Genomic DNA, 19896 nt, shown 5'->3' with positions numbered 1-19896 from the left:
CCATGAAGACCGAACCGATTACGCTCTACGCATGGAACACGCCTAATGGCCGAAAGGCCAGCGTCGCGCTCGAAGAAATGGCGTTGCCATACGTCGTTCAGCCCGTGAATATCGGCAACCGCGAGCAGTTCGCACCGTCATTCCTATCCATCAGCCCGAACAACAAGATTCCGGCCATCGTCGATCCGGACGGCCCCGATGGTCGGCCTATCAGCGTGTTCGAGTCGGGCGCGATCCTTCTCTATCTTGGAGAAAAGACCGGCCGATTTCTCCCACGCGGTCTACGCGAACGGGTACCCGTGATCGAATGGCTCATGTGGCAGATGGGCGGTTTCGGACCTATGCCCGGACAGGTGCACCACTTCGCCGCCCTCGCTTCCGAAGGCGATAGACGCTACGGTCTCAAGCGCTTCTCAGACGAGACACGGCGGCTTTATTCGGTGCTGAACGAAAGACTCGCCGGCCATGAGTACGTGGCCGGCGAGCTTTCGATCGCCGACTTTGCCATCATTGGCTGGGCGTGGCGGCACGAGCGGCACAAGGTCGATCTTGCAGACTACCCAAACGTGAAGCGATGGTACGACGCAATGTTCGATCGCCCCGCGGTACGTCGCGGCTTCGAGGTCAAGCTTGACTAAGATAATTACATAGTCATCCTGACCGACGCTCTACCGGTAGTCACCAACGCGCCCGCGAGCTTGACTCAAGCTGGGTCTGACGGTGCGCGACCGGTGAACAGCGCGAGGGATTCCTTCACGAATGCGCGAACGGCGGGAGAAAGCTCCCGCTGCCTGCTAGCGATTGCAAGATGACACGGATACTCGAAATCCGCGATCGGCCGATAGCAAATGCCTGGCTGTGTGAAATTGCGCATCGATTCCGGGACGACGACCACGCCGTATCCCGCCGATGCGAGACTGATTGCGGCGATGAAATCATGAACACGATGTTCCAGAAAAGGAACGAAGCCCCCCGCTGCGCCCAGCGCAGTAAGGACCTCGCTGAATCCCCCGTCGTCATCGAAGTGGGGGGAAATAAAACGCTGATCCTTCAGGTCGCTGACCGACACGTGAGCGCCTACCGCCAATGAATGGTCTTCGGCCATCGCGACCAAAAGGCACTCGGTCTGCACGATCGTGGCCACGATACCCGCTGGATGTTGGCGCCAGGGTCTCACGATACCCACGTCGATCTCGCCGCTGACGAGCGCCTCGAACTGACGCGGGGTCTCCATGGCCACGACTTCGATTCGCACGTCGCCGTGCGTGACCCGAAACTGATGCAGCATTCTCGAGAGCACACCACTGCTCACGCCGGATGCCACCGATCCGATCCGCACAACACCGGCCAGGCCTCTGGCCGCCAGCCGGCCAACCTGATCCGCGCGCTCGATATGACGTAGTGCTGCAACCGCTTCGGCATGGAACAAACGCCCCGCATCGGTCAGCGTAACGGGCTGTCGCTTGTTCCGGTTCAGGAGACGAACGCCGATCTCCTGCTCGAGGCGTTGAATCTGGGCGCTAAGCGCTGATTGCGCGACATTCAATCGATCCGCTGCCTTGGCAAAGTGCAGATCCTCCACCACTGCAACGAAGTATCGCAGTTGACGGGCGTCGATCATTTAATCTCCAGGAGCGAATAAACATTCGCTTATTGCTTCTGGATGATATCAAAAAAGAGGCATCAAATAGAGTCCTGAAACACACTGGAGGACAACATGGACACCCTGACCACCAACGCTGGTTCCCTCACGCATCGGCAACCGCTTTTCCGCTTGTCGGCGCATCCCACTCATCACCGCATCATGAACGTGACGGTTGAGCCCAACGCGCTGACCGGATTCCTCACAGACGTACGGGATATCGACGTCCAGAATCTCCAATATGTCCCGTTCATGCGCCATCACCTTGCCGATCTGCTGGTCGATCGCCTCGGCGACGACTTTGCCGACATGCTCGTCGAACTGGTCAAGGACCGTCGGCACGGCGGCTTCACCATCGGCCTCCAGGGCCTTTCGCAGGAGCCTTCCGACTTCGTGAAGTTCGGTACGGCCATCGGTCATATTCTCGGCCCGAGCAATCACGATGCGATGTCGGGAACGTACTACGCCCGCTTCGTGGTGAAGCACACCGATAACAGCGACTCGTATCTTCGTCAGGCATACCGGCTGTTCACGATGCACACCGACGGTACGTACGTTAGCGACGCAACGGACTGGCTGTTGATGATGAAATTCGCGGAGCGAAACGCGGTCGGCGGCGAATCGCGATTTCTGCACCTCGACGACTGGGAAGAGCGCGATCGCTTCGTCAATCACAAGCTCGGAACCAAGCCGTTCTTCTACAAAGGATCCGATTCCAAGAACGTCAGCGAACAGATCGAGCGGCCGCTTTTCTTTCAAAGCGAATTCGGTCTGTCGATCTCGTTCATCGACCAGTTCGTTCAGCCGTCCAACCGCGAAGAAGCGGCATTTCTCCGCGCCCTGTCCCAGTCGATGGAAGCATCGGCCGGCACGAGGGAAGTGTCTTTGCCGGTCGGCGGTCTGGTGGTGCTGAACAATTTTTTCTACCTCCACGGCCGGGCGCCGTTCCAGCCGAACGAATCGCTGTACCGCGAGTTGATGCGCCAGCGGGGTTCGTTTGCGTATTGACGTCGACGTCGCAGGCTCTTCGACGTTGTCGGGCACACCGACCGCGGAGGGCTGGCGCAGCGATTTGAAGCAACACAGTGAGGCCAAAGAATGAATGACTACGCAGAGCACGTGACTGTGCAGGAAACGCCGCCCGTCGGGCGAATTGAACAAGCGGCTTACGGGGTCAAACAGCATGTTCCCCGGCGGCTACGCCGGATCCTCTCGCTCGCGGACTTCGAGGCGGCCGCACGGCGCATACTGCCGCGTCCGCTCTTCGGCTATATCTCCGGCGCAGCGGAGGACGGAATGTCGATCGCTGCGAATCGGGCTGCGTTCGAACGCCTGAAGTTCCGCACGAGAGTGCTTGTCGACGTTTCTCACCGATCTCAGCAAACAACGATCTTCAACCACACCTACTCGTCTCCGTTCGGAATCGCACCGGTTGGAATCAGTGCTATTTCGGCATATCGGGGCGACATCGCGTTGGCTACGGCCGCGCAGGATGAAAATATCCCTGCAATCATGAGCGGTTCCTCGCTCATTCCGATGGAGGCGGTCCATGCGGCGGCATCGGGCACCTGGTTCCAGGCTTACCTGCCCGGCGACGCCGCTCGCCGCGACGCTCTGATCGAGCGCGTCAAAGCCGCTGGCTTCTCGACGCTCGTACTCACGGTCGACATTCCCGTCTGGGCGAACCGCGAAAACAACGTGCGTACGGGCTTCTCGCTGCCGCTGCGCCCGTCGCTGCGTCTTGCGATGGACGGCATTTCCCACCCGCGCTGGCTGCTCGGCACGTTCGCCCGCACGCTGATCAATCACGGCATGCCCCACTTCGAGAACTCGTTCGCGACACGAGGGGCGCCGATGTTGTCCGCATCGGCGATACGCGACACCACCGGACGCGACCATCTGTCATGGTCGGACATCGCAAGCATTCGTCAGCGATGGAGCGGCAGCCTGGTCATCAAAGGCATCCTTCACGCGGACGATGCGCGACGCGCGGTCGCGATTGGCACAGACGGGATCATCGTGTCGAACCATGGAGGGCGCCAACTGGACGGCGCGGTGGAACCGCTATCCGTGTTACCGCAGATTTGTGATGCCGTTGGAGACAAGACCGTTGTGATGATGGACAGCGGAATTCGGCGCGGGGGAGATGTTCTGAAGGCGCTCGCGCTCGGTGCGCAGTTCGTATTCGCTGGGCGCCCGTTCATGTATGCCGCCGCCGTCGGCGGCGTGCCGGGTGTTCGACATGCAATCGGCCTTCTCAGGGACGAAGTCGACCGAAACATGGCGATGCTCGGTACGGTATCGATTGGAGACATCGATCGCGGAATACTAACCTGAACGTTGCATCGCGCGATATCCCCGCGATGCGCCCAGCCCAGGAGCCATTCCAGGCGGACGCATCTGCCTGCGCCGGGTGGTCGTCTGCGGCCCGCTCATCGCCCGAGGCGCGTTCAGGCGCAGGTCCGTCGTGACCACCTGCGGGCAGCGTGAGCAACAACGTTTCCGCGCCGCCGTCCATTTCGCGCGACACGGTGGCCTTGCCATCCGCATCCACGACCTTCGAGGCAAACATGGCCTGCGGCAGCTCCTTGATGTCGCATGGCTTGCAGTGCACGCGGATCTGCGCGTTGACCAAAACTATGTATTACGACACGCCTGCGGCGCGGTGAATGTCTCAACCGATGTCCCTCCGCTTGCTTCCATTTCCGATACAGCGGTCATGTCGACACCCCGGTTTTCGCGACTGAACAGGATGAGTATCGCGATGGTGACGACGACCGATCCGACCACGATCGCCAGCGCATACCCGTAGTGATTGGCATGTCGCACAGCAATCGCCGACTGTAACGGTGCATTGACCGATGCCAGCAGATTGCCGAGTTGGTAAACGAGACCTAGAAAGGTCGCCCGAATGCTTGCTGGCGAGATTTCGTTCAAATGTGCCGGGATCACGCCCCATGCGCCTTGCACGGAGAGCTGCATCAGGAACGCGCCCGCGGCAAGCAACATCGGATCGCCGGAAAAGGCCCACAATGGCAGCACCGGCAATGCGATCAGAGCGGCCCAGAATATCGTCCAGCGGCGCCCAAACCTTTCCGACAGCAAGCCGGACGACAGACCACCGATGAGCCCGCCGACGTTCAGAATGATCACAATTAGCGAAACGACATGCGGCGCGAACTGATGCTGCTCACGCAAGAACGTCGGGTAAAGATCCTGCGTCCCGTGGGCAAAGAAGTTGAACGCCGTCATCAGGACGATCGCATAGATCGACAGTTTCCAGTTTTGCTTGAGGCTTGCCATCAGCCCGACCCGGGGGCTGTGCTGCGTCGCCGTCCATGCGGGCGATTCAGGCACTCGGGTGCGCATAAACAGGACCAGCAACGCGGGCAGCACACCGATGAATAACATGCCGCGCCAGCCGACGTAGGGATATAAAAGGCCGAACACGAGAGACGCCAACAGGTAACCGCTGGGGTAACCAGCCTGGAGCAGCCCCGAAACGAAGCCGCGAGATTGGGCTGGGACGCTTTCCATCGTCAACGCGGAGCCAACGCCCCATTCCCCGCCCATCGCCACGCCGAACAGTGCGCGCAGCACGATCAGCGTCGTCAGATTCGGCGAGAAGCCCGACAGCAATTCGAGCAACGAATAGCAAACGATGTTGATCATCAGCGTCGGCCGACGACCGAAACGATCAGCGATCCATCCGAAGATGAGCGCGCCTATCGGCCTCAACGCAAGCGTGAACGTGATCGCAAGTGCGACGGCCGGGACGGTAGTCGAGAATTCAGCAGCAATGTCCTTCAGAACGAATACCATCAAGAAAAAATCGAATGCATCCAACGTCCAGCCGAGATACGCAGCGATTACGACGCTCTTTTGCTCCTTATTCCAACTCATGGAATTTGTCTCCTGATCATATGTGTGACTTTTTAACTATGAATCGAATGATCGAAAGTGTTCTCACCAGCACCCACAATTTTTTATATAGGATTACATATTATTTCGATTGCCCTGCATGACCAGTCAATCGCCCCGTGCTCACGAAGACAGCGAACCAGGGTCCCGAGGAATCGTCGCCTGAGTAGCCAGGGGAATGCACACCAGTCTAGAATGCATGCATCTCTTCGATAAATACTATTATTTTATTGTTTAATAGATCATGCCTATAAATCTCACCCTGCACCAACTGGATGCATTTCGCGCGGTTGCGCGATACCGAAGCTTCAGCGGCGCCGCCAAGGCGCTCTTCATCTCTCAACCCAGTCTGACGCTGCTGATCCGCAATCTGGAGGGAGCGCTGTCGGTCCGTCTGTTTGATCGAACGACTCGGCGTGTCGAACTGACGACGGCAGGCGAAGAATTCCTGCCAGTGGCGGAACGCATCTTTTCCGAGCTCGAAATCGCACAGGAGAATCTGGCCGATCGATCCGCATTGCGGCGCGGTCGGGTCGCACTGGGCGCGTTGCCGTCCGCCTCGGCGGACTGGATACCGCGCTCGATCTTTGCATTCCACGAGGCACATCCCGAGATTTCGGTGGAAGTGAAAGACGGTGTGGCGGGCCAACTGATCGACATGGTTCGCGCTGGGGAGATCGACTTTGCCCTCGGCAGCTATACAACCGTCGAACCGGACATTCAGTTTTCCAGCATCGCGCAGGATGAAATTTACCTGGTATGCCGAAGCGACCATCGACTAGCTCACCGTCGGCGGGTGAAATGGGCGGAAATCCTGAAAGAACCATTCATCGCGATGTCTCAGGGTACAAGCGTCCGGTACGCGACGGATTCCGCATTCGCCAGTCTCCAGGTCGTGAAGCCGCCAGCCTACGATGTCTCGCTCCTCTCCACGATGTTCGGACTGGCACGCTCCGGTGTGGGCGTGACTGCGCTGCCGACAACGGTGCTCGAGGTTTTCAACGTCGACGGAGTGGCAAAAATTCCGCTCGTCGAACCGGTCATGCGCCGGGATATTGGATTTGTCACGCGCCGCGGCAGGGAACCGACACCGTCTGCGAAACAGCTGATGAATACGATCGAACAATGTATCGTGCCCCAAGCATGAATCCCGCGGAGGAAGTGGCACGACGAGGGAAAGAGACACTCAGCGCAGTTCAAGGCAAAGGCGACCTGACAACGGTACGGGATGAACGTGCGCGGATGAAACTTGTTCAGCCAGGGTGACGAGCGATGCGGGCTGACGGGCTGACGGGCTGACGGGCTGACGCCAATTTAATCTTGGATTGAGAACAAAAATTCAATTTCGTGACGTTTTATATATTTAAGTCAGGGTGTCAAATAGCCTCACTGTTTCCCTGGGAGGCTATTCAAATGAACGTCCGCAACGACATTTCCACCTATCCCGCCTGACGCGCGACAGCGCTAACTTCGTCGGATTCAGCGCAGCGGCAACGTCCCCGGTCCGCGCGTCGAATCACGATGCAATGTCCGGCTCGTTTGAAAAACCTCCGTCAATCTCCTCGGTCGACAGGGCCTGTGCCGTGCAACGAAGCCCCTTGCCTTTGAGGTTTCGAAGCGTTTTGTCTGAACAACGTTTGACCCTGCTCGTGTATGAAAATCGGCCGTTTACACATAAAGATTCCGGAGCTAGCGGACTTCAAGACGCTGCCCCCACCGTCCATCCCGGGCGTTACATGGGAGGGAGTGGCGTATTCCGTCCGGACTGCAGGCGCATCGCTGATCGCGCTGTACATCGCGTTTTGCATGAACCTCGACGACCCGAAATGGGCTGCAATCACCGTGTGGGTCGTCGCCCAAAACAGTCGTGGCATGAGCGTATCGAAGAGCCAGTACCGGATCCTCGGTACTGCGCTGGGCGCGGTCGCAGCACTCGTGCTCGTCGCCCTGTTTGCGCAGACGCCAGGGTTGTTTCTGTTGGGACTCGCCGCCTGGATCGGACTTTGCACCGGATTGGCGAGCGGATTGCGGAATTTTCGTGCTTACGCGGCTGTACTTGCGGGCTATACGGCAGCGATCATCGGGCTGGATGCCGCTTCTGCGCCCCTTCACGCGTTCGATATCGCGCTCGCGCGCTTTGTCTACGTTGTCGTTGGCATTCTGGTCGAAGCAACCCTCACTGCGATCCTCGCCCCTGGCGCGGCGTTACGTGAGGTGCGCGAGCAATTTCATGGTTATGTGGACAAGGCTTCGCAGTTCGGTGCACGAGCGCTTCGCCGCGAGACTGATCAAGGCGCCATACACAAGCTGTTTGCGGCTGCCCTCGAACTGGACACCGCGGCCGAATATGCTGCTGCGGCATCCGCGGAAGTCCGTCTCGCCATTGGGCATCTGCGTGCCGCAATCGTCGCAGTACTAACGCAGCTGTCCGCAATCCACGCGTTACAAGCGCAACTGACTCGCTACCCCGATCTTCAGATTGACGTTGTCGATGAAACAGCGTCCGTGCTGGCAGGCGATGACACCGATTCCTCCACCACTGCAAGGTCCAGAATCGCCTCTCTGAAGTCACGTATCAGGCACGCTCTTGTATTGGAGGCATCCCGCCAGCGCGATTCGCGGACATGCAGGCTGTTCATTCTTGACCGGCTAACCTTGCTTCTCACAGCATGGGAGGAGGTCATTGCAAGAAAATCATGCCTGGATCAGGTGAATCCTCCGCGATTGCTTGTGAAATTTGCCTTCCATCGTGACCACGTGCTTGCCTGGCACAATGGCATGCGGGCGTTTTTTGCCGTGGTTGCCGCGTCGATCTTCTGGCTATTTAGCGCCTGGCCGTCGGGCGCGGGTTTCGTCGCCACAGTCGGGGTGGTAAGCGCGCTTTTCGCCACGCGCGCCAACTCCATAGCCGCTGCAATGGGATGGTTCAAGGGCGCATTCTTCGCGGCACTGGTAGGAATCCTGTGTAATTTTGTTTTGTTACCGGCAGTGTCGGACTTCATTCCGTTGGCGTGCATTGCCGATTTCTTCATGGTCGTGGCCGGTCTTGCTATGCGCAATCCCAGAACGTCATCGATCGGCAGTGGATTTGCCCTGTTTTTCTGGAACTTCACTTCACCCAGCAACGTAGCGCGTATCAACGATGCCGTGTTCCTCAACGACGCACTGTCCACCCTGCTGGCAATCGCCTGGGCCACGCTCGCTTTTTCGGTCTTGTTTCCGCTGGACCGTGCATCGAGTATCGCGCGGCTGCATCGCGCGGTCCGGCGCGACCTCTCCGACCTGGCCCACAACCCGCAACGATGGCGGCGAGATGCCTGGCTTAGCCGCACTGCCGACCGCCTCGGCCGCCGTTTCGCCACCGCAGCCTCCAGCGCCAAGCCGGAGTCCTGTGCGGAAACCGAGCTGCGCAAGCTGCTCGCGGCCTGGACGATAGGTGACAGCCTGCTCGCCCTGCAGAAGGGTGCTGGATCGTATCCAGGCGTGCGCCGGTCAATGACAGTCATTCGCGGACGGCTGCGCAAGCTGGATTTCGCGCGCCTCGCAGCGGTTTGCGACTCAGTCGCAGTCCGATTGCTGCGGCAGGTCACAGGTCCTGCCGCCAGGGCCAAACCCGAGCTTCTGGATGGCGCTGCACTTCTGCAAACGATTGCAGTTTCGGCAAAAGATTATATGGATGCATCGAGCGGGTAGGCCAATACGGCATGACCGGCGTTGCCGCTTCCCATCGCGATCTGGGCTATGCAGCGGAATAAAGGAAACATCATGGACACACTAAGCAACATGAGGATGTTTGTGCGCGTAGTTGAAGCTGGTAGCTTCACCGCTGCAGCCAACTCCGTGGATAAGTCGACCGGTCGGGTTTCGCGGGCCGTCACTGAACTTGAGGCACATCTGCAGACGCGCCTGCTCAACCGTTCGACTCGCCACGTTGGACTGACGGACGCAGGTCAGCGCTACCTGCGGGATTGCTACCAGATTCTCGCTTTTGTGGATCAAGCGGAGGCGGAGGCATCGAATGCGCACTTGCTTCCGTCAGGGCGTCTGCGAGTGCATGCCACCGCCAGCTTCGGTCAGCACTATGTGATGCCCGCAGTCCTGCGGTACCAGGAGCTGTTTCCACGGGTCTGCGTCGAATTAACGCTTTCACAGCACGTTCCCGACCTGATCGAGGAAGGCTACGACGTGTCGGTTCAACTGGGCGCGATTGAGTTGCCGGACTCCGGTCTCGTGTCGGTCCCGGTCGCGAAGACCTGTAACATTTTGTGCGCGTCGCCTTCGTATCTCTCCCGGCACGGCATCCCTTCCACGGTGGCCGACCTCGCCGATCACACATGCATGCGCACCAGCAGTCCGGCATTCCCCCAAAGCCGATGGAATCTGGATGGCCCTAATGGTATGGAAACCTTTGAGCTTCCTCCGTCGCCCTTTCAGGTCAACGTTGCAGAAGCCATGGCGCTCGCAATACGCGACGGCCGAGGCATTGGCGCGCTGCCTCTATGGACTGCGATGCCGTGGCTGCGCAACGGCACGCTGCTACGTGTACTGCCGACACATCGCATGAATGAGACCCACATCCGCGTCCTCTACGTGTCTCGCGAGTATCTGGATGCGAAGATCAGAAGCTGGGTAGATTTTCTGCGGGATTTCATTCCCCAGACGCTCGATGACGGCGATATGGTGCCACCGGCGTCTGTGTTTGCTGACGCAGATTTGACGATGTGATGCGGATTACGCCGCGGACATCGCCGGATCTCGCTCGAGCTCTACCAACCGTCTGTCCGATGAGGCCCGGCAGTGGACGCTGCACGGCGCCCGCGATTGCGGCAAGCACCGGCGCAGCAGGCCAAGTCCGTAATCTACCTTTCAGCAAGCGGCAACCATAAAAAACCCAATCCCGAAAGTCGTGAATTAACCGGCGTTGGGTGATAGAGACGCGCGAGCACTCGGGACGCGAACCGAATGCAATCATCAGCGATATCACGCTGCAGACGGGCCCGATGACCGGATGGCAATACGCCGGTGGTGGACAGCCAGCGCTGCCTCGCCGCCGCTCGTGGCGTGGAACAGTCCTAGCTGCTCGAACTCCTCTTCCTGCAGCGGCGTGATGGCGATATCCGTGTAGGCGTAACGGTCCGGTGCCTTCATGACTGCCCTGAGGGTAGCCTCTGTCCTGAGGTAGAAGCGCAGATATTTCGTCATCTTGACAACGGTCTCACACCAGTAGCGCGGATAGAAGCGAAGCCGCGATTCGACCGGTAGTCCCCAACGGCGGTCACGGCGGTGTTTCATTCGCAGGGCTCCCCCCTCGAGCGGATGCACACCCTCATGTTCGATCATCAGTCTGAACCACGCGATTGTGCGCATGATCGTCTTCGGTCGGCCGTTCGGGATCTGCGCTGCCCGCTTGACGATCGTGCGGATGTGCTCGTACGAGTAAAACGTGCTCCAGGCACACCGATATGCTTCTTCCCATTCGGCGTCCGACATTTTCGCGTGGTGCGTGACGCGGTGGTTGGTGTCGTATTTGTTGATGTCCGGGTCCATCCATTCGCCGTTTCTAACCATCGTCTGATGATCTTCGGAGCCCGGAAGCGGGGTGAGCATGAAGAACTCGAGAATGTCGATTGGCAATTCTCGCTTGATGATTTCGATGTCGCGCAGGATCGATTCTTTCGTGTCTGCCGGGAATCCGATGATATAACCGGCATAGGTGATCGCGCCGTGGGCGCGCCACTTCTGCAGCATGGCGCGGTATTCGGTGATCTTGTTCTGCCGCTTCTTCGCCGCAATCAGATTCTCGGGATTGATATTCTCAAGGCCGATGAACACGCGACGCACACCCGCGCGCGTGGCCTTCTCGATGAAGTCTGGAATCTTGTGACAGAGCGTGTCGACCTGGATCGTGAAGCCGCAATGAATACCTTCCTTTTCCCGAAGTTCGATGACGCGGTCGAGAAGGATCTCCCAGTCATGGTTGCGGGCGAAATTATCGTCCGTGACGAAGAACCGGTCGATGCCCTGCTTTGCGTTCTCGCGGATGATCTTTTCCAGATCGTCGGGGGTGCGAAAGCGACTCTTGTGCCCCTGCACGTTGATGATGGTGCAAAACGAGCACTGATACGGGCAACCCCGGCCAAGGTCAACCGAGGTATAGGTACCTGCCGTGCGCTCGATGTGCTTGCGCGGCAAGAAAGGCTGGGGAGCACCTTCTAGCGAAGGCAAGGTGTCCATGAAATGGTACAAGGGCTTCATTGCCCCGTTCCACGCATCGAGAAGAACCTCGTCAAGACGCCGTTCCTCGGCCTCCCCTGCGAAGAGCGCCACGCCCATTGCTTGCGCCTCCTTAAGCTCAGCGGGCATCTCGGGCAGCATGGAGATGCAGCCGGAAACGTGGAAGCCACCGATTGCAACCGGCAAGCCTGCGGCACGGAACTGGCGGGCGAGGTCGAGTGCGCGCGGGTACTGGTTCGACTGGACACCGACCAGACCGATCATCGATCTCCCGCCCTTTGCCTTCAGGTCACGAATGATGCGCTCTGGCCACACCCGCTGGTTGGTTTCATCGTATGTTTCGATCTCGAAACGGACGCCAGCACCCAGCAGATTTCGCTTTCGCGCGTCATCAGCAAGCGCATACATACAAGCGAGTGTATTGGACGGCATGACCGAGCGGAGCCACTGAATCGGATAGCCGTCGTCGTCGTAATGAGTCGGCTTGATGAGGACGAGAGAGAATCGGAAATCTTCAGAAACGGGGTATGTCGTGTCCATGCTCTGCTCTTTAGCCTTGTCTGGAAGTCACAATCCCGTGAAGGTCGTCCTTCTTCCGAACATCGAAGATGGACCGTGAACCTGCGTTCAGTACAACAACGCGCATCCTACCCTTCAGCCCTCCTGCTGTGTTTACCATTTCGCCTGAGCGCGAGCCCTGCGCGCGCTGCCTGGCATCCGCGCCGTGTGTCCCGACATCACTGCCTGCTGCCGCAGCATGGTGACGTGCCAGACAGAATCGTGACGCTTGGCACTTTTCGCGCCCATTGCCCTGACCAGGCGCCCGAGATTTGAGAACAGATTTTTCATGGCAAGGAACTCCCAATGTATTGCTTTTCGCGTTCAGCTTAGTCCTGCGCCGTTCTCACTGATATCGGACCTTCGCCCGATGGTTGTGCTTTCAACTATATATGCATAGTGCATGCACCCACGACAGCCCCCGTCTTCGCGCCATTTTCACGGATGAAGCTCCGGCGTATCGAAGCCACTGCCGATGAGCATGCGTACCGGTTCGGCCACGCGTCTCCGGTTATCGGAATCTCGACTGCGCGGGAAGTTCAACATGGAACGTCAGGCCGCGCCCGGCATTGCGCTCGGCCCGGAGCTGGCCCCCATGTGCGATGACGATGTTCCGGCTGATCGGCAGACCCAGCCCCAAGCCCTGCGGCTTGGACGTGACGAAAGGTTTGAAGAGCGTTTCGATCTGGTCGCAGGCTGTCCCCGCGCCCTCGTCGCTCACGGCAATGCGCACCTTGCACCGATCAGCAGTCGCACCGACGGTAACGCATACCCTGCGATGTCCCGCGGGACACTCGCGCACCGCATCGAGGGCATTGCGCAGCAGATTGACGAGCACCTGCTGGAGTTGAATGACATCGCCGTGCACCGGCGGAAGATCTTCGTTGACCTGTGCGCAGACTTGCGCGTCGCAGGAGTCGGCCTCGCGACGCAGAAGCCTGATGACGTCGCGCACGAGGCTGCCTGGGTCAACGGCGCTCGTCCCTGCGCGTTCGCGTCTGGCTGAAAGGCGCATGTTACGAATGATGGTGTGCGCACGCATGCTGTCGGCGACGACCTCGGCGAGCAGCTCACGCAAGTCACTCAGCGCCGGAGGGGACTGGGCAAGAAACCGCTGCGCCGCCTGAGCGTTGCTGAGGATGGCTGTGAGCGGCTGGTCAACTTCATGGGCAAGCGCGGCAGTCACATAGCCAATTTCGGGTTCCTGCGATCGCGGCATGAGATCGCCCGCGTTGCCCGGGGCCGCCGCTTTCACATCCCCACGCTCCAGCACCGTTTCGGGCAGCTTTGACAAAGCCCCGGTGCCTTGTCGCCACACTGGCTTCCCCGTGTACCACAGGCCCGGTTGAGTCATCCGTATCAACCACCCGCGCATGGCTCCGACTGTGGGCAGTTTCATCGAGGCAGTCTCACTGAACTTTCCGTCCTTCATGATTCTCCCGACCTGCGGTTCACGGACTGGCGGCGCGTTTGCCCACAATGAAAAGTGTACCAATTGGTCCAGGATGCAATATTAGGGCAAGCCATGAGAAATGTACCGTTCGGTTCATGACTTCGCGGACTATCATCGTTCAATGGAAAAGTCACAAAAGACAACCAATCGGCGCGGGCAGAAATCGCGCCAGGAAATCCTCGACGCTGCCTCACGTGTGATGTCCGCGTGCGGTTATGCAGGCACTTCAATGTCGGCCCTGGTCAATGCTACCGGCATACCGAAGAGCGCGATCTACCATCACTTTGGTTCAAAGGGCGGACTGCTTGCCGAAGTGATGGCCGAGGGCGCCCACGGTTTTTTTGCAGCCATGCAGGAAGCTCACCGGGAGCCCCAAGGTGAAACGCCGCGTGAACGGCTGGGCTGGTACCTCAGGAAGGCAGGCGAAGTGTTCAGGAACAGGGAAAACTTCCTGCGCCTGCTGCTCATCATGGTCATGAGCAATGAGGCAGCCGATCCCGAAGCCCTGGAGACGGTCATTCGCGTTCGCAACGAGGGCCGCAACTACATGCGGGGGCTTGTCCGCGACGCGTTCAGCGTCCAGGGTGACGCCCTGGATTCAGACGTCGTCGAAGACATTGCTCACTTCGGCATGCTTGGCTTTGATGGCGCCTTTGTTTCCATGCAGTCCGGCGACAAGAGATCCATGGAATCGCAAATGGAACAGCTCGCCGACGCGATGATCGCTCTCGGCGAAGCACGTGCCGCGTCCTTCAGCAGTGCGCGCTCGCACGGGAAGCGTACGCAGAGACACACATAACAATCCACGAAAGCCTCAGGCGAGTGCCCGCCCATTACGACGTTCCAGCAGGCCGAAATCGTGCGGCATTGAGCGGTTGCCGGGCGGGACTTACGCACGCGGGAAAGTGCTGCTTTTGCACGGCGCACGCCAAACGCCGTCATTGGGCTTATTCGATTGCCCATCTATTCCAACGGCGCCGATCGTCGCAACATCGAGTTATGCACACCAAGCCTGGCGCGCCGCCGATCCTGGCTCCGGACGCATGCGCAACCGGTCTCCGCCGCCGATTTCCGTCCCGGGGCGTGCCGTAGACGCACACGTGAACATCAAATCTCGCGGCAGGCTTCCGCGCATACGCGGCAAGCATCGCTGCACGTGCCGCAGTGCTCGGGCGCATGGCGGCCGCATTCCTCTGCACACTCGTGGCAGATCCTCGCGCACAGCGCACAAAGTTCGGGGGCGAGATGACTCTGCCGAGCCAGTGCAGCGGACGTGAATCGGCACAGGGATGCGCAATCGGCATCGAGTCGAATGCACTTGGTCATCGCTGCGACGCCAGGGGCTGCGAGGCACGCCGATGCACAGCGGTCACAGGCGGCGGCGCAAGCATCGCATGCGTCGATGCAGGACTGGTAGGCCTCAGTGTTCATGATGCGTCTCCAGATTACGGCGAGGGCGCGCCTCTCTCAGACTCCGGTCCGGTTGGCCGCCTAAAGACGCGAGCGGCGGATTGGCAGTGAGTCCGGCTCGCTTGAAGGGCGCATGGATCGTGCAAGGAAGGTCGCGTGCCAGCCACCGGTAGGCCAATAGCAGCACGAGGCATGTCAGATAATGTTCGATCGGAACGACGACATGCCCCGATCCGCTTCTTCAGGATAGGCCGGCGTTCAGTCTGTTCCAACCATCAATATTGCGCACGCACGCTTCAGCGACTGGCACGTGCAGTTGCGCCGGTATTAAGCACTGGACTTTTGAACTGGGGAGCCTGGCTAGCGCTCTTGCTGCATCAACGCAATCAAACTGCTCACAAAGCCCGGTATCACTGTCCCCATCATTTTGGCGCCGATGGTGGGTTGGGCCACCCCGGCGCGGGCTGCTGCGTTGTCGGGGAGGGGCGCCTTTCCCTGGGCCTGGCCGCATCGACCATGGCAAGTGTGCGGGCCCTCACACAGTTGACGGGCCATCTCGATGGCTGATTACATCGCCAGCGTCAGCGACGGGGCCGCCAACAACCGGATGTACCCCGTCTGACGTAGCGGGCTGCTCAGTAATCGTATACCTGACTCGCGGGAGCAGAGGGCAAGCCCGTAGTAGACGAGCCAGATGCCGATGACCCGCTCAATACGCCACCGTACGCGGTCGAGCCATTCCGGGCAGCGGCGCGCGCTTCTGCTGCCTGAATGTCTTGCGGGTAGCTGGGATCCTCGCCTGAGAGTCTGTAACCAGCCTGCTCGAGTTGCTGGAGTTCGGCGCGCACCTGCGCACGTGTGACGGGCGACTGCGCGTCCGACTGGGCGAACGCCGCGAGCGATGCAGCAATGGCCGATGTGGCGGTGAGTGCGAGAATAACCGCTTTCACGACGACCTCCTTTTGCGCATGGCGCGCACTCATGCCCGGGCTGATACAGGGAGCGTGGCGTTGGCGGCGTGATTCGAGCCTGCCGAGACAGTATCGCCGCCCGAATCTCCGCAAGCGAAGGGCGCCTGGATGACGAAAACCGGATTGTCCGATACCCGCTGAGCGCGTTATCGCATCGCGCATGGCATCGCGACGCGCGTTGTGAGATCAATTTATGAAATAAAGGCTACTTACCCGGTTTCGTTAAGAGACAACCATCGACAACGCTTTCTCACGACATGGCGATGACCAGACCTTGCGATTAATGATGTTGCTGTTAAACACGAGCAGGACCAGATCTCTTCCCTGCCGGTACAAGGTACCGTGTTCCAGTCGCTGCATGCGCTCGAATGGCTTGCCGCTGCCCATGGCCGTTTCGAGGAACAGGGGCCATTCGTCCAGCCCGAGACCCAGATCGCTGGCAGCAATTGAATACTTCAGGAAGGTACGTGTAGGTTCAACGTCCTCCCAGTGAATGATTTTAGGCTTGCAGTTCATGATCAGCTTTTCTTCAGGACAACAAAGGTAATCTCACTTCTTTTTTTTAGAGTGTCATATGCCGTTACGCTGGAACCAGATGCCCCAGGGACACCATCGCGTGAAAGGCCGCGGAGACCGGGTCCATCGTGGGCGACTTGTTCGCAGTGCCCGTCGACTGTTGCGCGCGTCGTGTTCGGTCTTTAACGGGAGCGAGGCCACGCTTGAAATGGCACTCGCCATTTCGACTGTCGCGCTGCGAGACATGCACGTCGCCGCTCAAGACTAGCTCCCTAAGCGCGTATGCTAATCGCCGGCCAGCCACACCCGAGGCTGCGGCCAACTGCGCGACGCTTCGTTGCGATCCATCCGCCAGCACGTCCAGCAATCGCGCTTCGAGCGTCCCGACAAATCGATGCTCGGTCGTCATCGTCCCTCCGTCAATCAAGTTGATACATCAACTATATCCGACACTGTAAGCAATTTGTATGCGTCAGTGCGTCGCCAATGCCTGTTTAAATCGGTCGCCCCCCAGTACGGGCACCCTTTGTCCGGCACACCAGGTACCGACTTCACATCGCGCGCAGGCAATCGGTCCATGGGGATATCCCCTCGCTTTCGGCGTTTCGTTGGTTAACGAACGGTTGATGCCCGATGTCCCAGATAACTTGACTCACACAAAAGGGGAAAGGCGGCTGAAGGCGAGGCATCACGGATGCCGCCTGACAATTGAGCACGGGTCGTGCAACGATCCAGCTAATCAGGAGTGCAAAGTGAAAACCATTATTCCGGGGCATGGAGATCGGGGACCGTGGAAAGTACTGACGATGCTGGCAGTCAGTCTTCACGCAGCAGTTGTGATGGCGAATACGTCCGTCGCCGGACACTCGCCGAATACGCAACCCAATGACGTTGAGCAAGCGTTTCTGAGTGGCGTTGAAGCGCCTGCAAGTGGAACGAATACTCTCGCTGGAGTTGTACAGCCGCTTGCGAGCGGAGCACCCGCTACGGGGGAAGGCGCTGGTTTGACAGACGGCGCGGGCCTGGTCGTGGGCAATAGCTTCGGGGCAGGCGGTGCCGAAAATCCGGGTGTCGCGACGGGCCTTGCAGCCAACCCCGGCACGGGCACCGGAAGTTCAGGGACCGGAGGCGGGACTGCCGGTGATGCGGAAATCGGTGGCGGGGCCGGCGTCGCAGTCGCTAGCCCAGGAACTCCGCACAATGGATTGGGCGGCACTGGAACACGCGGCGCAGGCGCGGGGGGCATCGCTGCGGGAAGTACCGGGAGCGGGAGCACGGGAGCCACTGCAACCGGAAGTGGAGGTAGCCAGGGCGGGAGCGGCGATCGGGGCACCAATGGAACGGGTAGTGGCGGCAGCCAGAGCAATAGTGGCGCCGGAGGCAGTCAACAAGGGGCTGGCGGTTCCGTTAACGGTAGTTCGGGCGGTAGCGGTTCAGCCACCAATGGTTCTGGCAGCGGCGGTTCGGCAAGCGGCGGCTCGGGCAGCGGCGGTTCAGCAAGCGGCGGGTCGGCAAGCGGCGGCTCAGCAAGCGGAGGCTCAGCAAGCGGCGGTTCAGCAAGCGGCGGGTCGGCAAGCGGCGGCTCAGCAAGCGGAGGCTCAGCAAGCGGAGGCTCAGCAAGCGGCGGTTCGGCAAGCGGCGGGTCTGCAAGCGGCGGCTCAGCAAGCGGAGGTTCAGCAAGCGGCGGGTCGGCCAGCGGCGGCTCAGCAAGCGGAGGTTCAGCAAGCGGCGGCTCAGCAAGCGGAGGTTCAGCAAGCGGCGGGTCGGCCAGCGGCGGCTCAGCAAGCGGAGGTTCAGCAAGCGGCGGCTCAGCAAGCGGCGGCTCAGCAAGCGGCGGCTCAGCAAGCGGCGGGTCGGCCAGCGGCGGCAACAGTGGCCATGGAAACGGCGCTTCAGGTAACGGCGGTTCGGGCAGCAGCGGCCACGGAAACGGCGGCTCAAGCAGCAACGGTTCAGGCAGCGGCGGTTCGGGCAGCGGCAGTTCAGGCAGCAGTGGCCACGGAAACGGCGGCTCAAGCAGCAACGGTTCAGGCAGCGGCGGTTCGGGCAGCGGCAGTTCAGGCAGCAGTGGCCACGGAAACGGCGGCTCGAGCAGCAACGGTTCAGCCAGCGGCAGTTCGGGCAGCGGCAGTTCGGGCAGCGGCAGCTCAGGCAGCAGTGGCCACGGAAACGGTGGCCAAGGTAGTGGTGGCCAGGGCGCTGGGGGTCAAAGTGGTCACGGCAATGGGGCGAATGGCGGCCATGGCGGCGGGAACGGCGGGAACGGCGGAAACGGCGGGAACGGCGGGAACGGCGGAAACGGCGGAAACGGCGGAAACGGCGGAAACGGCGGAAAAGGTTCGCATTAGAAAAACAACGCCGGGTTTTACAGTGAGCCGCGGCCATCACACTCAGCGTTCAGCGCGCGCGGAGAGCGCTATCGGCCTCGACTGACCGCTGAGTGACCGGGAAAAGGACGGGCGAAGCCGCGACTCGGCAATGGCGGCGCGGCTGCCCGCATGGACGGCGGTTGTATCTGACTTCCCTGGCATTCAGTTGAACCTGGCTATCGCCTCCGACATCCCCGGATGCACGAGCAATCAAAGATAATCCGTTCCCGCAACTCCCCCAGCGTTTGTCGCGGCTTCCGTTTTGCTAGAGCCGAGGATTTCTCGAATGAGCCGTATCGCTCATATTCATTGAATGACAGCGCGAAGGCGAAAATGGCCTCGGTATCCTCGGGGTCGGGCAAATCCGCTTCGGTTGCCAGTGTTTCCACAAATAGAGGCCTGGGAACGAGAAATACCGGCAACGTGTACCAAGCCAGTGATAAGGCCAAGGCTTTTGGCCGCCTCGACAAGCGTTCGCACCGATTCGCGCGAAGTCACGTCCTCCGCGGAGCGCGGTCACCTCTTACGCGACCACACCTGCATCGGACAGCGTGTCTTTTGCTCGCCGCCCGGCTGCATTTGAAGCGCAGAACGCGCGGGGCGCTCAGAAAGCTACATCCGAAATGGAAAATGCGCGTCATGCGGGTGGACATGACGCGCGAAGGGGATACTCGCCGATTTCGACCAGCACGAAAGCGTCCAACATATCGGACCTGACGAGCCCTCTCACAATGTCGTTCGGCAGCCCAAGTCTATGCGTCCACCTATGAGACGGCCAGTCAGGATTTCCTGAAAAAATCGTCGTCCTGGCTGCAATCTTTC

The 19896-nt window shown here is 59.9% G+C and carries 18 protein-coding genes and 1 pseudogene; 8 read left to right on the top strand and 11 right to left on the bottom strand.

All coding sequences use genetic code 11. The annotated features are described in order from the left end of the window. Positions 1-2: 2 nt before the first annotated feature. Entirely contained in the window at positions 3-638 is a 636-nt protein-coding gene (locus VSR34_RS18135; protein ID WP_028232588.1) for a glutathione binding-like protein, read from the top strand. Between the two features lie 65 nt (positions 639-703). Here the strand turns inward: VSR34_RS18135 and VSR34_RS18130 are convergent, their stop codons facing one another. After that, positions 704-1621 carry a LysR substrate-binding domain-containing protein gene (locus VSR34_RS18130; protein WP_342963129.1) on the bottom strand — a complete coding sequence of 306 codons (918 nt, stop codon included), beginning with the start codon at positions 1619-1621 and terminating at the stop codon, positions 704-706. Between the two features lie 96 nt (positions 1622-1717). Between VSR34_RS18130 and glaH the strand changes: the two genes are divergently transcribed. After that, positions 1718-2650 carry a glutarate dioxygenase GlaH gene (gene glaH, locus VSR34_RS18125; protein ID WP_028232587.1) on the top strand — a complete coding sequence of 311 codons (933 nt, stop codon included), beginning with the start codon at positions 1718-1720 and terminating at the stop codon, positions 2648-2650. A gap of 144 nt (positions 2651-2794) precedes the next feature. Further along, complete coding sequence (locus VSR34_RS18120) at positions 2795-3979, top strand: alpha-hydroxy acid oxidase (protein ID WP_244884684.1); 1185 nt, start codon at positions 2795-2797, stop codon at positions 3977-3979. Between the two features lie 87 nt (positions 3980-4066). On the opposite strand, the pseudogene VSR34_RS18115 reads toward VSR34_RS18120, so the two are convergent. Next, positions 4067-4226: pseudogene (locus VSR34_RS18115) on the bottom strand (electron transfer flavoprotein subunit beta/FixA family protein); the annotation flags it as partial. Positions 4227-4279: 53 nt separating this feature from the next. After that, a complete protein-coding gene (locus VSR34_RS18110) occupies positions 4280-5545 on the bottom strand; it encodes an MFS transporter (RefSeq protein ID WP_342963128.1) in 1266 nt (421 codons plus the stop codon). A 262-nt stretch (positions 5546-5807) separates the two neighbouring features. Between VSR34_RS18110 and VSR34_RS18105 the strand changes: the two genes are divergently transcribed. The 3 genes from VSR34_RS18105 (at position 5808) to VSR34_RS18095 (ending at position 10288) form a co-directional block, all read left to right on the top strand. Further along, positions 5808-6710, top strand: coding sequence for a LysR family transcriptional regulator (locus tag VSR34_RS18105; protein WP_051381567.1), 903 nt, complete (start codon positions 5808-5810; stop codon positions 6708-6710). A 506-nt stretch (positions 6711-7216) separates the two neighbouring features. Continuing rightward, a complete protein-coding gene (locus VSR34_RS18100) occupies positions 7217-9256 on the top strand; it encodes an FUSC family protein (protein WP_342963127.1) in 2040 nt (679 codons plus the stop codon). A gap of 72 nt (positions 9257-9328) precedes the next feature. Beyond that, complete coding sequence (locus VSR34_RS18095) at positions 9329-10288, top strand: LysR family transcriptional regulator (RefSeq protein WP_342963126.1); 960 nt, start codon at positions 9329-9331, stop codon at positions 10286-10288. A gap of 255 nt (positions 10289-10543) precedes the next feature. On the opposite strand, the gene VSR34_RS18090 is transcribed toward VSR34_RS18095, so the two are convergent. The 3 genes from VSR34_RS18090 to VSR34_RS18080 form a co-directional block, all read right to left on the bottom strand. Next, complete coding sequence (locus tag VSR34_RS18090) at positions 10544-12337, bottom strand: radical SAM protein (RefSeq protein ID WP_028232828.1); 1794 nt, start codon at positions 12335-12337, stop codon at positions 10544-10546. Positions 12338-12469: 132 nt separating this feature from the next. Beyond that, the gene (locus tag VSR34_RS18085) at positions 12470-12646 is read right to left on the bottom strand and encodes a hypothetical protein (protein WP_154671477.1); all 177 of its coding nucleotides are present in this window, start codon (positions 12644-12646) and stop codon (positions 12470-12472) included. Between the two features lie 220 nt (positions 12647-12866). Beyond that, entirely contained in the window at positions 12867-13787 is a 921-nt protein-coding gene (locus VSR34_RS18080) for a HAMP domain-containing sensor histidine kinase (RefSeq protein ID WP_081716166.1), read from the bottom strand. Between the two features lie 100 nt (positions 13788-13887). Here VSR34_RS18080 and VSR34_RS18075 point away from each other — a divergent pair, with 100 nt between their 5' ends. After that, the gene (locus VSR34_RS18075) at positions 13888-14607 is read left to right on the top strand and encodes a TetR/AcrR family transcriptional regulator (protein ID WP_238328029.1); all 720 of its coding nucleotides are present in this window, start codon (positions 13888-13890) and stop codon (positions 14605-14607) included. 308 nt (positions 14608-14915) lie between these two features. On the opposite strand, the gene VSR34_RS18070 is transcribed toward VSR34_RS18075, so the two are convergent. The 5 genes from VSR34_RS18070 to VSR34_RS18050 all read right to left on the bottom strand — a co-directional run bounded on the left by VSR34_RS18070 (position 14916) and on the right by VSR34_RS18050 (position 18803). Continuing rightward, the gene (locus VSR34_RS18070; RefSeq protein ID WP_081716165.1) at positions 14916-15239 is read right to left on the bottom strand and encodes a four-helix bundle copper-binding protein; all 324 of its coding nucleotides are present in this window, start codon (positions 15237-15239) and stop codon (positions 14916-14918) included. Positions 15240-15853: 614 nt separating this feature from the next. Then, positions 15854-16168: a DUF4148 domain-containing protein gene (locus VSR34_RS18065; RefSeq protein WP_342963125.1), complete on the bottom strand. Its 315-nt coding sequence runs from the start codon at positions 16166-16168 to the stop codon at positions 15854-15856. 243 nt (positions 16169-16411) lie between these two features. After that, positions 16412-16705: a hypothetical protein gene (locus VSR34_RS18060; RefSeq protein ID WP_028213897.1), complete on the bottom strand. Its 294-nt coding sequence runs from the start codon at positions 16703-16705 to the stop codon at positions 16412-16414. A 64-nt stretch (positions 16706-16769) separates the two neighbouring features. Then, the gene (locus VSR34_RS18055; RefSeq protein ID WP_028213896.1) at positions 16770-17114 is read right to left on the bottom strand and encodes a hypothetical protein; all 345 of its coding nucleotides are present in this window, start codon (positions 17112-17114) and stop codon (positions 16770-16772) included. Between the two features lie 975 nt (positions 17115-18089). Then, on the bottom strand, positions 18090-18803 hold the full coding sequence (locus tag VSR34_RS18050) for a hypothetical protein (RefSeq protein WP_342963124.1): 714 nt from the start codon (positions 18801-18803) through the stop codon (positions 18090-18092). Positions 18804-18877: 74 nt separating this feature from the next. On the opposite strand from VSR34_RS18050, the gene VSR34_RS18045 reads away from it, so the two are divergent. Then, complete coding sequence (locus tag VSR34_RS18045) at positions 18878-19138, top strand: hypothetical protein (RefSeq protein ID WP_342963123.1); 261 nt, start codon at positions 18878-18880, stop codon at positions 19136-19138. The last annotated feature ends 758 nt before the right edge of the window (positions 19139-19896 follow it).

The organism is Paraburkholderia sp. JHI2823 (genome assembly GCF_038900695.1).
In the GTDB taxonomy this organism is placed as follows: domain Bacteria; phylum Pseudomonadota; class Gammaproteobacteria; order Burkholderiales; family Burkholderiaceae; genus Paraburkholderia; species Paraburkholderia mimosarum.
The sequence above is the reverse complement of the archived record's forward strand: the minus strand, read 5'-3'. Positions and strand labels throughout refer to the sequence as shown.

Bases quoted from the DNA above. Each gene is read 5' to 3' on its own strand.
- VSR34_RS18135 (WP_028232588.1), top strand. From the start codon at position 3: ATGAAGACCGAACCGATTACGCTCTACGCATGGAACACGCCTAATGGC.
- VSR34_RS18130 (WP_342963129.1), bottom strand. From the start codon at position 1,621: ATGATCGACGCCCGTCAACTGCGATACTTCGTTGCAGTGGTGGAGGAT.
- glaH (WP_028232587.1), top strand. From the start codon at position 1,718: ATGGACACCCTGACCACCAACGCTGGTTCCCTCACGCATCGGCAACCG.
- VSR34_RS18110 (WP_342963128.1), bottom strand. From the start codon at position 5,545: ATGAGTTGGAATAAGGAGCAAAAGAGCGTCGTAATCGCTGCGTATCTC.
- VSR34_RS18105 (WP_051381567.1), top strand. From the start codon at position 5,808: ATGCCTATAAATCTCACCCTGCACCAACTGGATGCATTTCGCGCGGTT.
- VSR34_RS18100 (WP_342963127.1), top strand. From the start codon at position 7,217: ATGAAAATCGGCCGTTTACACATAAAGATTCCGGAGCTAGCGGACTTC.
- VSR34_RS18095 (WP_342963126.1), top strand. From the start codon at position 9,329: ATGGACACACTAAGCAACATGAGGATGTTTGTGCGCGTAGTTGAAGCT.
- VSR34_RS18090 (WP_028232828.1), bottom strand. From the start codon at position 12,337: ATGGACACGACATACCCCGTTTCTGAAGATTTCCGATTCTCTCTCGTC.
- VSR34_RS18085 (WP_154671477.1), bottom strand. From the start codon at position 12,646: ATGAAAAATCTGTTCTCAAATCTCGGGCGCCTGGTCAGGGCAATGGGC.
- VSR34_RS18080 (WP_081716166.1), bottom strand. From the start codon at position 13,787: ATGAAGGACGGAAAGTTCAGTGAGACTGCCTCGATGAAACTGCCCACA.
- VSR34_RS18075 (WP_238328029.1), top strand. From the start codon at position 13,888: ATGTACCGTTCGGTTCATGACTTCGCGGACTATCATCGTTCAATGGAA.
- VSR34_RS18070 (WP_081716165.1), bottom strand. From the start codon at position 15,239: ATGAACACTGAGGCCTACCAGTCCTGCATCGACGCATGCGATGCTTGC.
- VSR34_RS18060 (WP_028213897.1), bottom strand. From the start codon at position 16,705: ATGAACTGCAAGCCTAAAATCATTCACTGGGAGGACGTTGAACCTACA.
- VSR34_RS18055 (WP_028213896.1), bottom strand. From the start codon at position 17,114: ATGACGACCGAGCATCGATTTGTCGGGACGCTCGAAGCGCGATTGCTG.